The sequence below is a fragment of the Algoriphagus sediminis genome (genome assembly GCF_030403435.1).
Lineage (GTDB): Bacteria > Bacteroidota > Bacteroidia > Cytophagales > Cyclobacteriaceae > Algoriphagus > Algoriphagus sediminis.
Genome location: NZ_JAUEPH010000002.1, coordinates 672,925 through 688,255, shown reverse-complemented (window position 1 = coordinate 688,255; position 15,331 = coordinate 672,925). Strand labels below are relative to the sequence as shown.

The window sequence follows — 15,331 nt, the reverse complement described above, 5'->3', positions numbered from 1 at the left end:
ATGAATAAGAATCTGTTTTCACTAAAAGACAAGGGAATATTGTTTTCTGGGGCAACTGGAGTGCTGGGATCCGAAATGAGCAAGTATTTAGCAAGGCAAGGTGCACATATTATTGTTTTGGGAAGAAACATTTCAAAAGTCAATAATTTGGTGGATGCCATCAAGGCAGAGGGAGGAAAGGCAGATGGACTCATTGCGGATGTTACTGATCAGGAGGATTTGGAAAAATCCTATTCAGAACTGCAAGAAAGAGAATTAGACTTTGATATTTTGATCAATGCTGCCGGAGGAAACCAGAAAGGAGCGGTTATTGGACCTGATCAAACCTTTTTGGATTTGAATATAGACGCTCTTCGTGAAGTAATAGATTTAAACTACTTGGGAACAGTTTTACCCATTTTTACTTTCCTACCCTATTTTCTTAAACAGGGATATGGGAATATTATCAATATCAGCTCCATGGCTGCTGAAAGGCCAATGACCAGAGTTATGGGCTACGCATCTGCAAAAGCCGGAATCGATAATTTAACCAAATTCCTGTCAGTGGAATTAGCTCAGAAGCATGGACCAAATTTTAGAGTTAATGCACTTGCTCCTGGTTTTTTTCTTACGGATCAAAACCGAGAATTATTAACCGATCCTAGCGGTAATCTGACAGAGAGAGGTAAACAAATCATTGATCACACACCTATGGATAGGTTTGGTCAGCCGGAGGATTTACTTGGCGCCATTCACTGGCTATGTAGCGATGCTTCTGGTTTTGTGACCGGATCAGTTGTCAAGGTAGATGGCGGTTTCAGCGCTTATTCAGGGGTATAATTAAATTAGCATATGATTCCAGAAATGATTCAAACCATGCGTTGGTACGGACCAAATGATCCTGTCAGCCTTAAAGATATTAGACAGGCCGGAGCTGTAGGAGTAGTCACAGCTCTTCACCAGATTCCAAATGGAGAAGTTTGGCCGATCGATGACATCAAGGAAAGAAAAAGCCTGATTGAGTCTGAAGGGCTAAGCTGGGTAGTGGTAGAATCGGTTCCGGTTCATGAATCCATTAAAACACGCTCGGGAGATTTTAAAGGGCATATTGAAAATTATAAGCAAACCCTTTTGAATCTTGGTCAAGAAGGAATTAAAACGGTGTGTTATAACTTTATGCCCATTCTGGATTGGACCAGAACTAATTTGGAGTGGCCTTTGGAAAATGGGGCAAGGGCCTTAAGATACGATAGTAAGGCAGTTGAAGCTTTTGATTTATTTATCCTTGATAGACCTGAAGCCAAGAGAGAGTATTCTGAGGAAAGAATTAAGGAATTAGAATCCTATTTTAACTCCCTGACCCAGGATGAAAAGGATTTAATCACCGCAAACATTCTGAAAGGATTACCCGGCTCAGAAATTGGTTACACGCTGGATGAGTTCAGGGAAATGCTTTTGACCTACTCAGATATAAATACCGATAAGCTTCAATCTCATCTCAGACTTTTCCTTGAAGAAATCGTACCCATAGCTGAAAAAGCAGGTATTTACCTTACCATTCACCCAGATGATCCTCCAAAAAGCCTTTATGGTTTGCCAAGGATCCTGAGTACCGCTGAAGATTGTAGAAGGGTCTTCGGTGACAATCCCAGCCTAAATAATGGCTTGTGCTTTTGCACAGGAAGTTTTGGGGTAAGAGCTGATAATAACTTGGTGGGAATGGCTAAGGAATTTGGCGAGCATATCAACTTCATTCATTTACGAAGTACCAAAAGAGACGAAGAGGGAAACTTTTATGAAGCAAATCACCTGGATGGCGATGTCCCCATGGTAGAAGTGATTGAAGCCATTCTACAAATTCAAAAAAAACGTGGTAAATCCATACCTATGCGGCCAGATCATGGACATCAAATGCTCGATGATTTGGGGAAAAAGACAAATCCAGGTTACTCTGCCATAGGAAGATTGAAAGGACTGGCTGAAATAAGAGGAATAGAAAAAGCACTTATTCATCACATGCAAAAATGACGGAGAAGGAAAAAATGCTTGCCGGACAGCTCTATCAGGCAGGAGGAACTGAATTAACCCAGGAACGAACCAAAGTCAGGAAGCTATTAAAGAGATACAATGATTCGGAACCGGACTCTTCAGAGGAGCGGGACAGGCTCCTTGAGCAAATTCTTGGGAAAAAAGGAAAAAATCTTTGTATAGAGCCCCCTTTCTTCTGCGATTACGGTTACAATATCGAAGTAGGAGATGATGTCTTTTTCAACTTCAATTGTGTGATTTTGGACGTAGTTAAGGTAACCTTTGGTGACAGAGTTTTTGTCGCACCAAATGTTCAGTTTTATCCTGCCACCCATCCGATAGAAGCCAAAACCAGAGGTCAAATGTGGGAGTTTGGCAAGCCTATTTCCATAGGAGATGATGTTTGGATTGGTGGTTCATCTGTAATTTGTCCTGGAGTAAGTATCGGCAACCGGTCGGTTATAGCCGCAGGAGCAGTCGTTACCAAAGATGTTCCTGAAGACGTTGTAGTCGCGGGAAACCCCGCCAAAATAATTAAGCATATCAAACAAGAAGATTAAGCCAATGGCAAATTTTTATTCACCCAGAGATTTGAATTTTCAGCTTTTTGAGAATATCGACTTATCTAAAATTACCGATATCCCCTACTTTTCAGACCATTCAAAAGAAAACTTTGAGCTGGTCCTTGAAGCAGCAAAAGAAATAGCCGAGAGGAAGCTTCACCCACTTCTTACCGAGATGGATAGAAAGGAACCCCAATTAAAAGATGGCTCCATTTTAATTCATCCGGGAATGAAGGAGATCGTTCGACAATTTGGGGAAGACGGCTGGATTAACGCAACGTTTTCCTATGATGAAGGTGGGCAGCAACTGCCTTGGACCATACACCTAGCTGCTGGATATATATTGCAGGCGGCCAACTATTCATCCAGCGTTTTTCCTTTCCTCACCACGGGTGCAGCTAATCTGATTCGTTCTTTTGGTAGCAAAGCTCAGATTGATCGATTCACCCCAAAAATGTATTCCGGCCAATGGCAGGGAACTATGGCCCTGACGGAACCTGATGCTGGAAGTTCTCTTTCAGACTTGACAACCCAGGCTATTCCGACCGAAGAGGAAGGAACATTTTTGATTAAAGGGCAAAAAATCTACATATCATGCGGAGACCATGATGCATGTGAAAATGTGGTGCATTTGCTTCTGGCAAGAATAAAAGGGGCACCAGCAGGAACAAAAGGCATATCGCTTTTTATTGTACCCAAGTTAAATCCGGAATCTGGAGAACCAAATGATGTCACAACAGAAGGTTTATACCATAAAATGGGCTATAAAGGAGCTCCCATCGCACATCTCATGTTCGGGTCAAATGAGGCCTGTAAAGGGTATTTGGTAGGAGAAGCGAATCATGGATTAAAATACATGTTTCAGATGATGAATGAGGCCAGGCTTGGTGTAGGAATGAATGCGGTAGCGATAGCAACTGCCGCCTTTCATGCATCCTTGGCTTATGCAAAAGAAAGACCCCAAGGAAGAAAACTGGGGGAAAAGAATTTGAGCCAACCTCAAGTTAAAATAATAGAACATGCTGATGTGAAGAGGATGCTTCTATTTCAGAAAAGCATTACCGAAGGTACCTTAGCCTTGCTGATTTATTGCTCCTGGCTGTCTGATCAGGTTACCCATGATAAAGACTTTGAAACCAGAAAAAAGAGGGAGAGTCTTTTGGATTTACTCACACCCATTGCGAAGTCTTTTCCCTCGGAAATGGGGCTCCAAACCACTTCTGCGGCTGTTCAGGTATTAGGTGGAGCCGGATATACCACAGACTTTCCTGTGGAGCAATATTATCGCGAAGCGAGAATCCACCCTATTCATGAAGGCACCACAGGAATTCATGGTCTGGATCTTTTGGGTAGAAAAGTTATCCAAAATGATGGACTTGGCTGGAAGGAATTGATGAAAGAAATGCAAAAGGATTTAATAAAGGCAAAATCTTTTCCTGAGCTTAAAACTCAGTGTGTAAAATTCGAATCTGCCATACAAGAAGTGAATACCTGCCTGCAAAAGCAGCTAGGCAAAGCTCAGAAAGGGCCTGAAGTGTTCCTGGCAGATGCTACACTATTCCTTGAAGTGAATGGAATTCTTTGCGTTAGTTGGATGTGGCTAAGACAAGCTGCTACTTCAATCCAAGCATTAAAGAATTCAAGTGATAAAGACTTTTATCAGGGAAAAATCACAACGGCTGAATACTTTATGGAATATGAGTTGCCAAAAATTCAAGGGCTAATTTCGAGATTAAACTCAGAAACCTTCCCGACAATTAAGATGAAAGAATCGGAGTTTTAAAAAGGAACTTTCTTACTCTCAAACACTTACCCAAAAAACGTAGCAATTGGACGAGTAAAACGGTTCAATTATCGAAAGTCAGGGGTTGTATTGTGAATCATTTGTCTATTTTTACCCATCGATTTTTAAGGAACTGAATAAATGAAAAGAGTACTAGTTAGTGGTGGCGGAGGATTTCTCGGAAGCCATTTGTGTGATCGACTACTAAGTGAAGGAAATGAAGTATTATGCGTGGATAATTTCTTCACAGGAAATAGAAGGAATATCCATCATTTACTGGATAACAAAAATTTCGAGTTGTTAAGGCATGATATAACTCACCCGCTTTTTGTCGAAGTAGATGAAATATATAATCTGGCATGTCCTGCTTCTCCAATCCATTATCAATTCGATCCAGTCCAAACCACTAAAACTTCGGTAATTGGAGCGATGAATATGCTTGGTTTGGCTAAACGCCTTAAAATTAAAATTCTTCAAGCCAGTACTTCTGAAATTTATGGTGATCCTGAAGTGCACCCACAGCCTGAATCCTACCGGGGAAATGTGAATACCCTTGGTCCCAGAGCTTGTTATGACGAGGGGAAAAGATGTGCTGAAACTTTATTCTTTGATTATCATCGCCAGCATGGAGTGAATATAAAGGTCATGAGGATTTTTAATACTTATGGACCAAGAATGCACCCAAATGACGGTAGAGTCGTGAGTAACTTCATAGTGCAAGCCTTAAAAGGAGAAGATATAACCATATACGGGGATGGCCAGCAAACCCGATCTTTCTGCTATGTAGATGATAATATCGAAGGAATGTACCGTCTTATGAATAGTCGGGATGGTTTTACAGGCCCTGTGAATATTGGTAATCCTGGTGAATTCACCATGCTTGAACTGGCTCAATTGATCATTGAATTGACAGCAAGTAAAAGTAAGTTGATTCATTTTCCACTACCTGAAGACGATCCACTTCAAAGAAAACCAGTGATTGATCTTGCAAAAGAAGAGTTAGGCTGGGAACCAAAAATCCCATTGAGAGAAGGCTTGGAAAAAACCATTGCCTATTTCGAGTCGATTATCTAATAAAAACCTTAAAGAATTAGCCTTTAGATTACCTTTTTCTCGATGTACTCAGAGTTAAGTAGGGTGAGAGCACCCATATACTTGAGGTCAAAAGGGATAAGGTCTCCTACTTTGTAGCCTTGGTCATTGTCATCGATATCTATGACAAGCATATCGCTGCTTGCTCCCACGAATTCAAATGAAGCATCCTCAGGGATCAAAAAATCAGAATTGATATCCAGTAAACCTAGATCAAGGATGGCTCTGTGGGTAGTTCGACCATAATCATTCGTATCCACTTCAAATTTTTCCCCACTGGGATTTGCTTCCAAAGTCCCTATTGGAACGACAGGTTTTCTTGTAATCTCAATAATCTCGGCATAAAGTCGGATCACATCAGGCTCCATTCCTTCAAATACAGTATGATTCACCAGATCCGTCCCAAAATATAAGGTCTCTCCTACTCTGAAATGATTGATTCCTTTAGGCAATTGATGGATCTGTAGAAGTGGGATTACCACAGAAGTCCCACCTGTCACCCAAGGTATTTTTTGGTTGAATTTAGCCTCTATAAGTTGCTCATAAAGAGATAGTTGTATAAACTTATCGTGACTGGGCATAACCCCATGAAGGCAATTCAAATTTGAACCAATTCCGGTTACTTTGATATTTGGTAGCTTAAAGATGGACTCATAAAAGCTCATTAAGGTATCTCCCATAACCCCTTCCCGAAGATCACCTAGTTCGATCATAATGATCACTTTATGAAGCTTATTTTGCTTTTTAGCCTCCTCTGAAAGAAGCTTAATAGTCCTGTACTCAGTATTAAAACTGGCATCTGCATACCTGACGATATTCTCGATTTCTCGCTTTGCAGGTGGCTTTATGTAAACTGTCTGAACATCAGGGGCCAGTTTTTTGATTTTTTTTAGATTACTGATTCTTGCATCACATACCTCTTTTATGCCAAGATCCAAAACCTCTTTTAAGTAGGGTTCATATCCACAAAGCATTTTAGTCACTATCGCCCATTCAATACCATTCTCTTTAAACAGGTTATCGAGGTATTCATAATTCTTTTTAAGCTTTGCCCTATTTAGGGTTATATATGCCATACAATCTCTATTTTACGATTTTTCTAGGAATATCTCGAGGCAATCGAGTCAGTAATTCGTAGTTCAACTGATCACTGAAATCACCAAAGGATGCCACAGAAATACTCAGATCTCCTTGATTTCCTATCAGAACCACTTCATCTCCCTTTTCTACTCCATCAACATGGGTCACATCCAGTAACATCAAATTCATATTCACTGTTCCTATTACAGAAACTCTTGAGTTTTTTACCAGTGCCCGGCCAGTGTTGCTTAATGATCTGCTAAAACCATGACCATATCCAACGGGAATTGTTGCAACTTTTATCTCAGAAGTAGCCAGATAGCTCATTCCATACCCAATATATTCCCCTTGATTCACCGTTTTCACATCCATCACTCTGCTTTTCCAGCTAATCACTCTTTTGAGCGGATCTTCATCACCAATCCCTACAGGCTTGATTTTCTCTATATAGGTTTCCTGAGAAGGCCAGAATCCGTATTGTAAGATCCCAATTCTTACCATATCGAATCTTGACTTAGGGAATCTTACTGCACCTGCACTACATGCTGTATGAAGTCGCTCAGCTTTCAAGTTGTTTTTAGCAAGAAATTTTACCCCTTTTTTGAATTTTTGGAATTGAGCTTTGACCCGAAAAAAATTCGCAAAGCTTTCAGCACCTGCATAATGTGTACAAATGCCCTTAATTTCGACCTGGTCTGGATAGTAGTGAACTAACCTCAGAACCTCATTAAGTTTGTCGAACTCAAAGCCAGTTCGGTTCATTCCTGTTTCCAATTCTATATGTATCAAAGCAGGCTTGCCTATTTTCTTTGCCACTTTGATACACTCCCTCAAACGGTCGAACTCAAACACAAAAAACTCAATCCCATTCTCAATGGCCCACTCAAGCTGATCATTTAGGATCATCCCCATGATCATCACCGGAACTTTTCCATCCGTAACTTGATGAACCTTGTAAGCTTCGTGAGCATCAAAAGTCGAAAAATGCTTTGCTCCCTTCTCTAAGGCAAGAGGAACATAAGTGTCAATTCCATGTCCGTAAGCATTGCCTTTCACCACATGTGAAACCAAGGTATCAGGACCTACAAGGCTATTCAAATAACTGAAATTATTCTCTACAGCCTCTTTACTGAGCTCAATGTAGCTGGTTCCTTCCATTTTTATGATTGAGTGATCGTGACTATCTCTTTAAACATGTTTAATCCCACAGGGGTAATTTCATCAGGATAATCATAATCCTCGGCATGAAGTGCAGGAGTAGATATTCCTGCACCTAAACCAAACATTGCCCCTTGAAATTTATTTGTAAAAAGACCAAAATCTTCCCCAAACCTAAAAGGAGTCTCTATTTCTTCAAAGGTCAAGCCTAAATTATCAGCTGCCTTTTTCACAAAATCAAAGGCCTCCTGACTGTTTATTGTGGCTTCGAATTTTTCTAATATCTCAAAATTAAGTTTCAGCCCATAGAAATTACAAAGGTCCATGGCTTTAGAAATTATTTTTGCTGTCAACTCCTCGGTTTTCACATTGCTCCAAGATCTAAGGGTAAAATGAAGTTCTCCATAGCCAGCTGAAACACCATATGCCTTTTCTCCTAAAACACTGTGCACCAAGGTCACCAAAGCAAAATCATCGGAATGGACTTCTTGGAAATTCAATGAGCTTGAAAAACTGATGGTTTCAGCTATGCAAAGCCCCGGATTGACACCCTTTTCCGGTTCGGAAGCATGCGAGGTACTCCCTTCAAACCTCAGAATTAAACTCTGTACTGAAGCAGTAAAACTTCCTGTTCTCGAAATGATTTTACCCTTTTCAAAACCAGGCAGATTGTGTAATGCAAAGACAAAATCAGGTTCAAACTCAAATTTTTCATCATTTAAGACCAACTCTGCGCCTTTTCCAGTTTCCTCAGCTGGTTGGAACAGAAGGCATATTTCTCCTTTGAAATTTTGTGCTGAGGAAAGGTAATCAGACAGGCCAATCAAAATGGAACAATGACCATCGTGTCCACACTTATGTGAAACGCCCTTTGTTTTTGACCTATGGTCAAAGCTGTTTTTTTCCTGAATAGGTAAAGCGTCGATTTCGGTGCGGAACATCAGTTTTGGTCCGGGCTCTGTTCCTTTAAAAAAAACGGCCAGACCTGTTCCTCCAACCTTAATTAACTTGAAAAAATTAAGGGTTGACAGTAGGTCTTTTAAATATTCCTGTGTTGAAAATTCCTTTCCAGAAAGCTCAGGATGGGCATGAAGGTACTTCCTGATTTGCTGAAGTTCACTCAGCTCCATAAACCATTAATTTGCTTTGGTCCAACGCATCTCCAGGTACTTATTCGTAAAACCCAGTCGTTCATACAGCTTCTTTGCTGGATTATCTGGCTCCACATGGAGTGCAATACTTCCTTTGGTTTTAGACTGTACATCCTCGATAAGTTTTCTACCTACCCCCTGTCCTCTAGTACTAGCATCCACGGCAATATAAACCAGAATATTTTCTGGAATATAACCTTCCATACCTGTATCATTCAATACCACTACCCCTTTCATGGTTTCCCCTTCGTGAGCGATGGAAATACTTCCTCCCTTTTCGAAGACATAATTGAGACATTTCATGATATCTTTTCTCTCATCTCCATATTGATCAAGATGTTGGAAAAGAAAGTCTGCGATTCTGTCATTATTAAAAGCCTTATGAGGCCCGTTGCCTCCTTCTATTCTCGTGATTTGCATGATTATTTTTTATTCAGAACAATGATATAAACAATAAGTGCCATCAGAATTCCAAAAATATTCGGATCGAGTCCTAATGGCATTTGAATTAGACTCTCTTTTTTTAGAATCTCCAAAGTCAGGGTCACGCTTCCTCCAGTGATCATAGACGCTAAAGCCGCTGAAGATTTTCTTCTTTTGTAGAACAAAGCTCCTAAGAGTGGAACTAAAAGTCCAGAGACCATAAATGAATAGGATAAAAGCATCAACTCAAGCACGTTGGTCATGGTGAGCGCCAGAAGCAAGGCTACAACCCCGATCAGAAAGGTGGCGATTTGAGAATATCTGAGACTGGATTTTTCAGATATTTTTCGAAAAAACCCAATGATATCCGTCACCACATTTCCACTTGCTGCCATGAGACAGCTATCGGCTGTACTCATGATTGCAGAAAAATAGGCAGACATCATCAAACCCATGAGACCTACAGGCAATATAGTTCTGAGTAACACAGGAAGTCCCATTTCGCTATCCATCTGTGAAACCTCAGAATACCCAATGCTTTCAAACATTCCTTGCTGGATGGCTACTCGCGCAAATAAACCAAGTAGCACACCCATAAAGGCCATAATCGGCCACTCGAAGATACCCGCGATATACCAGGCCTTTCTAGCAGTCTTTTCATCCCTACTGGCATAAATTCTTTGATAAAGAGTCATGGCAATAAACCATATGGGTATGATCGTCACACCCCAATTCACCAGCTGCTGCCACTCTATATTCCAGATATCCAGGAAACTTGGATCAAGGGTGTCTTTGATTCCTGACCAACCTCCAATCGCGGTATAACCAAGGGGAATTCCAATGAAAATTAAACCTCCCATTAAAAGAAGCCATTGAAAAGTATCTGTGTAAATCACTGCCTTCAATCCTCCAAAGACCGTGTAAACCACTGCTGTGATTCCCATAATTAAAATGGCCTGATCCAAGTCCATACTTGGGAAGGTGGCTGTCGCTAGCTTTGCGCCAGCAAGGATCTGGGCACTGGTAAATCCCAGATACCCAATGGCTGAAATAATTCCTGCTAATAGGGCTACCCTACGATCAAAAAAATGTCCAAAAAGCTCAGGAAAGGTTAACAAAGGTTTAAGCTTGAGAACTTTGAATACTCTGGGTATCAATAAAACTGCGCTCAGCCAAGCCCCTATAAGCCCTGTAAATAACATCCAACTGCCTGCTATGCCTATGGCAAAGCCTAAGCCTCCCAAGCCTATAGAAAAACCTCCACCGACATCAGTTGCAACCACGCTTAGACCGATATGCAGGCTACTCATTTTCCTCCCTCCCACGTAGTAATCTTCTACACTTTCGTTTTTACGCAGAAAGTAAAAGCCTACACCGAGCATGGCGAGGAGATAAACTATGAATATGGTTAGATCTATTGGATTGATCAAAACGCTCGCTAAGTTGGCAATAAACTGAAGTAAATAAAAATCCAGGCTTATTGGATTGGCCTGAGAAAGAGTTGATGATTTTTCTTATTATGGCTTTTCCAGACTATTTGATTGCTCTGAGCATTATTCTCTCTGATTCTATTTTATCTTGAACCAAAAGTCAAAATCTTTTAAAAATCCATTTTACTTATTTCTACTCATTCTTTCGGGTGAAGCCATTTTTATCCTGCCTTTTGTTTTGCCAAGGATTTTCAGGCCTACTGTCATGGATGTGTTTAATCTGAATAATGTAGAGCTGGGCCTATGTTTTTCTGCTTATGGAGCAGTGGCTATGGCAAGTTATTTATTTGGAGGACCTATAGCTGATCGATATCCACCAAGAAAACTAATCGCCATTTCGCTCTGGGCCACAGCACTTGGCGGATTTTTCATGACCAGTTTCCCAGGATTATTGGGTCTTCAAATTCTCTATGGTTTTTGGGGTTTTACAACTATTTTTCTCTTTTGGGCTCCCATGATTAAGGCCACCAGAGTTTGGGGTGGTAAAACTTCTCAAGGCAAAGCTTTTGGAATTTCAGACGGTGGAAGGGGCCTTGTGGGTGCTGCTATAGGAAGTTTAGGAGTTTTGGTTTTCGCATTATTTTCACCAGAAGAAGCCATAAACTCACCTCTCGAATCTCGGCAAGAAACCTTTAAATACGTTATTTGGCTTTTCTCCTTTTTCATCCTACTCGTAGGTTTTCTTGTTTGGTTTTTTCTTAAAGTAGAGGGTAAAAATGAAGAGGAAGGCTCTGTCAAAACCATTTCAATAAGTCAGCTCAAAGCGGTACTTAAACTTCCTTCTGTTTGGTTATTGATGATGATTATCCTTTGTGCATATGTTGGGTACAAGGTTACCGATATCTTTTCTCTTTATGCTCAAGTCGTAATGGGTTACGATGAAATATATTCCGCACAGATTGGCACTTTTCTGTTGGTTATGCGCCCGATTGTTGGAATCTCATTTGGTTTGATAGCTGATAAAACCAATACGACTCTGTGGCTTTGGATTAGCTTTGTTCTTTCTGCTTTAGGATCTCTTCTGTTCGCCTCAGGAATAATTGGGCCTAATCACGTTGTATTATTTTTCTTTTCAGCCATTTTCCTGGCAACAGGAGTATTTGCTCTTCGGGCCTTATACTATGCTGTAATGGAGAAAGGACAAATCCCGTTGATGCTTACGGGAACCGCAGTGGGTGTGATATCTCTGGTAGGATATACTCCTGATGTTTTTGCCGGACCGGCAATGGGCTATTTTCTTGATGAGTTTCCTGGAGAATTAGGTCATCAATATGTTTTCGGATTACTTTCTGCATTTTCACTCCTCGGCGGACTGGCAGCATACATTTTCCATAAAAAATACGGAGGTAAAGAAGCAAAGGTGTAAGACTCCTCAGAATTGTAATTCTTAAAATTTAACTATCTTCTGGTTCTAAAACCAACTTACTATGAAGACTAATTTAATTGCAACGCTACTCCTAGTAGCCACACTAAGCGGCTGTGTTTTCAGCAAGAAATCTGAAGTAACCATAGACGAGGAATTCAGAATTAACAATCCCACAAAGCTCCGAATAGCAGGAGTAATTGACCTGAGATTAATCCAAGGCGATAATCCCTCCCTTTACATAGAAGGTGATGAGGATGCCGTTGAAGCGGTCAAAATCAACGAAAATGGAGGCACTCTGTCGATTACCTATGATGCAGAGTCGAACATATTTTCCAGTGTTTCTACCCCAAAAATAACCCTGACTATTTCGGATCTTGAAGAGCTTACCTTTGATGGGGTTGGTAATTTTGAAATGGAGAGGGAGTTTGTAGTTGACGAAGTCAAAATTCGTGGAAGCGGAATTGGAAATATCCAGTTGGCACTAGAAGCCGAAGTAATCGAAGCTAGATTTGATATTTTAGGTCGGGTGAGCATGAATGGATCAGCGGAGCGTATGGCCCTTACCAATGATGGTCTAGGACAAATTGACGCGGCTGATTTGATAGTCCAAAACCTCAACCTCGCCTCCAATGGAATAGGAAAAGTGGACATTCACTGTGAAAACGAATTATCATTAAATGTAAATGGAATAGGTTCGGTCAGTTATAGCGGAGACCCGACAATAATCGATCGACAAATCAACGGAATAGGGAAAGTCACTGCCAATTAATTCAGTCTAAAAAAATGCTTAGCTATTAAACTTGTCCGATCAAATCTTGGTTCTTCTTAAAGATTTATTACCATCTCAAATAGATTTGCTCGCATATGCTAAAGTGGAATGACATCATTCGGTTTACGGTCAATGGAAACCCTACTCCTCCCAAAAGAGTAGAAAAGTCTCTCGAGGAATGGAAAAAGATTTTAACTACCGAAGAATTCGAAATCACCAGGCTTAAGGGAACTGAAAGAGCACATAGCTCAGATATGTGTGGGCTTTTTGAACCAGGTAAATATGCATGCAAATGCTGCAAAACTCCTCTTTTTGATGCCAGTGTGAAATTTGAAAGTGGGACTGGTTGGCCTTCATTTACTCAGCCGATTGAAGAGAATGTAGTGGCTTATCACAAGGATACCAGCTTTGGAATGATTCGAGTGGAAGTACTATGTAATGTTTGTGATTCTCATCTGGGACATATTTTCCCAGATGGGCCAGAACCTAGCGGTTTGAGATACTGCGTAAATGCCCTTTCTCTGGAGAAAATTGAGGAATAGTACCGCTGGATTTCTACTTACCTTATAGGGGCTTTGACTGGAAGAGTAATTATTATAAATTCCTTTACTCTTCCCGTTATGAAAAATTCATCACTCATTCTTCCGCTATTGGCTTTTAGCCTAGGTATCCAAAACAGCTTTGCACAAGCTGAAAAGCCTAATATCCTCCTAATAATCACGGATGATCAAGGCTATGGTGATTTTGGATTTACTGGAAATTCCCAGATAGAAACTCCGACCCTAGACTCACTGGCTGCCGTTAGCGCCCAATTTATGGATTATTACGTCTCCCCGGTATGCGCTCCAACACGTGCGAGTTTAATGACTGGAAGGTACTCCCTTAGAACGGGAGTTCGTGATACCTACAATGGTGGCGCCATTATGTCTGCCGATGAAATTACGATTGCTGAGATGCTTAAAAAAGAGGATTATCGAACGGGAATTTTTGGAAAATGGCATCTTGGCGATAATTACCCTAGTCGTCCAAAGGATCAGGGGTTTGACGAGTCGGTCATCCATTTATCAGGAGGTATGGGTCAGGTTGGTGATTTTACGACCTATTTTCAAGGAGACAGAAGCTATTTCGATCCTGTGCTTTGGAAGAATGGCAGACAAGAAAAGTATTTCGGATACTGTTCCGACATTTTCACGGATGAGGCAATCAAATTTGCCGCTCAAACAGATGAAAAACCATTTTTTCTTTACTTATCCTTCAATGCTCCCCACACCCCATTACAGGTTCCAGATAAATACTTAGAGCCCTATAAGGATGTTGACCCACAGCTTTTGCTGGAAGCAAACAATCCCCATGGTCTAGAACTGACTGAAAAAAATAAGGAAGATGCAAGGAGGGTTTACGCAATGATCAGTAATATCGATGAAAACTTAAATCGACTATTTAGCTCCTTGAGAGAATCTGGAAAACTGGAAAATACGCTTATCATATTTATGACCGATAATGGCCCTCAGCAAAGAAGATACGTGGCAGGAATGAGAGGGCGGAAAGGCTCTGTTTTTCGAGGTGGTGTTCGCGTCCCATTACTTATCAGCCACCCCGTTTTGGTTCAAGGAAATCGTAAAATTGATCAAACAGCCGCTCATATAGATATTTTCCCCACCCTTGCCGATATATTAGACCTAAAAACTCCAACTGATCGAAAACTTGATGGGATGAGCCTCCTTCCGTATTTGAGGAATGAAAATGAATCCAAGAAAGACAGAGTGCTATTCTTTTACTGGACCAGAAAATATCCAACGCTGTATCAAAATATTGCTTTGCAAAGAGGTACATACCGGCTGATAGCCGACCAGGACTTTGACGGTGACAATTCTGATTTTAGTTTTTTTGACTATCATTCAAACCCGAGTGAATTAGAAAACTTATCTTTCAAAAACCTTCAAATTATAGAGGATTTGAAATCCAGATTGGATGAAACATACCGGGAGCTAATCCACTCTGAAAATATACTTACCCCCCCCTACATTCATGTGGGAACCATCTTTGAAAATCCATCCTATTTGAACAGAAATGATGCCGGTGGGGATCGAGGTATATGGGCTCAGGAAGATATTTTCGGCAAGTGGGATGTGAAGACGGAAAAGGGGCTTTACAATGTTGAGTTTAAATTCATTAAACCCGTCCCAGCTGGAGGACTAGTAATTATGGAGTTCGGGCCATATGTGTTTCGAAAGTCAGTCAAAGAAGAAACAGATGTCGTCATTCTGGAAAATGTAGCACTACATGATTATCATGGAGATTTAATTCCTTTTTATCAATGTGATGGTTCTCGAATTTTCCCATTTTGGGTAAGAATGGACCGAATTGATATGCCTAGACCTATCCGATGAAGCAAATATTTTTTCTTTATAATTGAAGGATGAATTTAAGCCCGGCCTAATCCAAGCGA

The 15,331-nt window shown here is 40.7% G+C and carries 14 protein-coding genes; 9 read left to right on the top strand and 5 right to left on the bottom strand.

Annotation, left to right across the window (positions count from 1 at the left end):
- From QVH07_RS06230 to QVH07_RS06210, 5 genes are all read left to right on the top strand, one after another.
- The gene (locus tag QVH07_RS06230) at nucleotides 1-819 is read left to right on the top strand and encodes an SDR family oxidoreductase (RefSeq protein WP_289999293.1); all 819 of its coding nucleotides are present in this window, start codon (nucleotides 1-3) and stop codon (nucleotides 817-819) included.
- Between the two features lie 12 nt (nucleotides 820-831).
- Nucleotides 832-2,007, top strand: a complete 1,176-nt coding sequence (gene uxuA / locus QVH07_RS06225; RefSeq protein WP_289999292.1) for a mannonate dehydratase — start codon at nucleotides 832-834, stop codon at nucleotides 2,005-2,007.
- Complete coding sequence (locus tag QVH07_RS06220) at nucleotides 2,004-2,567, top strand: sugar O-acetyltransferase (RefSeq protein WP_289999291.1); 564 nt, start codon at nucleotides 2,004-2,006, stop codon at nucleotides 2,565-2,567. Before uxuA ends, QVH07_RS06220 begins: the two co-directional genes overlap by 4 nt.
- Nucleotides 2,568-2,571: 4 nt before the next feature.
- Entirely contained in the window at nucleotides 2,572-4,353 is a 1,782-nt protein-coding gene (locus tag QVH07_RS06215) for an acyl-CoA dehydrogenase family protein (protein WP_289999290.1), read from the top strand.
- Between the two features lie 141 nt (nucleotides 4,354-4,494).
- Nucleotides 4,495-5,427 (top strand): UDP-glucuronic acid decarboxylase family protein, encoded by a 933-nt coding sequence (locus QVH07_RS06210; protein ID WP_289999289.1) that lies wholly within the window; start codon nucleotides 4,495-4,497, stop codon nucleotides 5,425-5,427.
- 23 nt (nucleotides 5,428-5,450) lie between these two features.
- Here QVH07_RS06210 and QVH07_RS06205 read toward each other — a convergent pair whose 3' ends face one another.
- From QVH07_RS06205 to QVH07_RS06185, 5 genes are read right to left on the bottom strand one after another with little or no spacing between them, the layout of a single operon-like run.
- Complete coding sequence (locus tag QVH07_RS06205; RefSeq protein ID WP_289999288.1) at nucleotides 5,451-6,521, bottom strand: alanine/ornithine racemase family PLP-dependent enzyme; 1,071 nt, start codon at nucleotides 6,519-6,521, stop codon at nucleotides 5,451-5,453.
- A 7-nt stretch (nucleotides 6,522-6,528) separates the two neighbouring features.
- The gene (alr, locus tag QVH07_RS06200) at nucleotides 6,529-7,683 is read right to left on the bottom strand and encodes an alanine racemase (protein ID WP_289999287.1); all 1,155 of its coding nucleotides are present in this window, start codon (nucleotides 7,681-7,683) and stop codon (nucleotides 6,529-6,531) included.
- A 2-nt stretch (nucleotides 7,684-7,685) separates the two neighbouring features.
- Complete coding sequence (locus QVH07_RS06195) at nucleotides 7,686-8,813, bottom strand: amidohydrolase (RefSeq protein WP_289999286.1); 1,128 nt, start codon at nucleotides 8,811-8,813, stop codon at nucleotides 7,686-7,688.
- A gap of 6 nt (nucleotides 8,814-8,819) precedes the next feature.
- Nucleotides 8,820-9,254, bottom strand: coding sequence for a GNAT family N-acetyltransferase (locus QVH07_RS06190; protein WP_289999285.1), 435 nt, complete (start codon nucleotides 9,252-9,254; stop codon nucleotides 8,820-8,822).
- A gap of 2 nt (nucleotides 9,255-9,256) precedes the next feature.
- Nucleotides 9,257-10,684, bottom strand: a complete 1,428-nt coding sequence (locus tag QVH07_RS06185) for a sodium:solute symporter family protein (RefSeq protein WP_289999347.1) — start codon at nucleotides 10,682-10,684, stop codon at nucleotides 9,257-9,259.
- A gap of 151 nt (nucleotides 10,685-10,835) precedes the next feature.
- Between QVH07_RS06185 and QVH07_RS06180 the strand changes: the two genes are divergently transcribed.
- The 4 genes from QVH07_RS06180 (at nucleotide 10,836) to QVH07_RS06165 (ending at nucleotide 15,272) form a co-directional block, all read left to right on the top strand.
- Nucleotides 10,836-12,113 carry an MFS transporter gene (locus tag QVH07_RS06180; protein ID WP_289999284.1) on the top strand — a complete coding sequence of 426 codons (1,278 nt, stop codon included), beginning with the start codon at nucleotides 10,836-10,838 and terminating at the stop codon, nucleotides 12,111-12,113.
- 61 nt (nucleotides 12,114-12,174) lie between these two features.
- Entirely contained in the window at nucleotides 12,175-12,882 is a 708-nt protein-coding gene (locus tag QVH07_RS06175; RefSeq protein WP_289030960.1) for a head GIN domain-containing protein, read from the top strand.
- A 95-nt stretch (nucleotides 12,883-12,977) separates the two neighbouring features.
- Entirely contained in the window at nucleotides 12,978-13,424 is a 447-nt protein-coding gene (msrB, locus tag QVH07_RS06170; protein WP_289999283.1) for a peptide-methionine (R)-S-oxide reductase MsrB, read from the top strand.
- Nucleotides 13,425-13,502: 78 nt separating this feature from the next.
- Nucleotides 13,503-15,272, top strand: a complete 1,770-nt coding sequence (locus QVH07_RS06165; protein ID WP_289999282.1) for an arylsulfatase — start codon at nucleotides 13,503-13,505, stop codon at nucleotides 15,270-15,272.
- Nucleotides 15,273-15,331 lie beyond the last annotated feature (59 nt).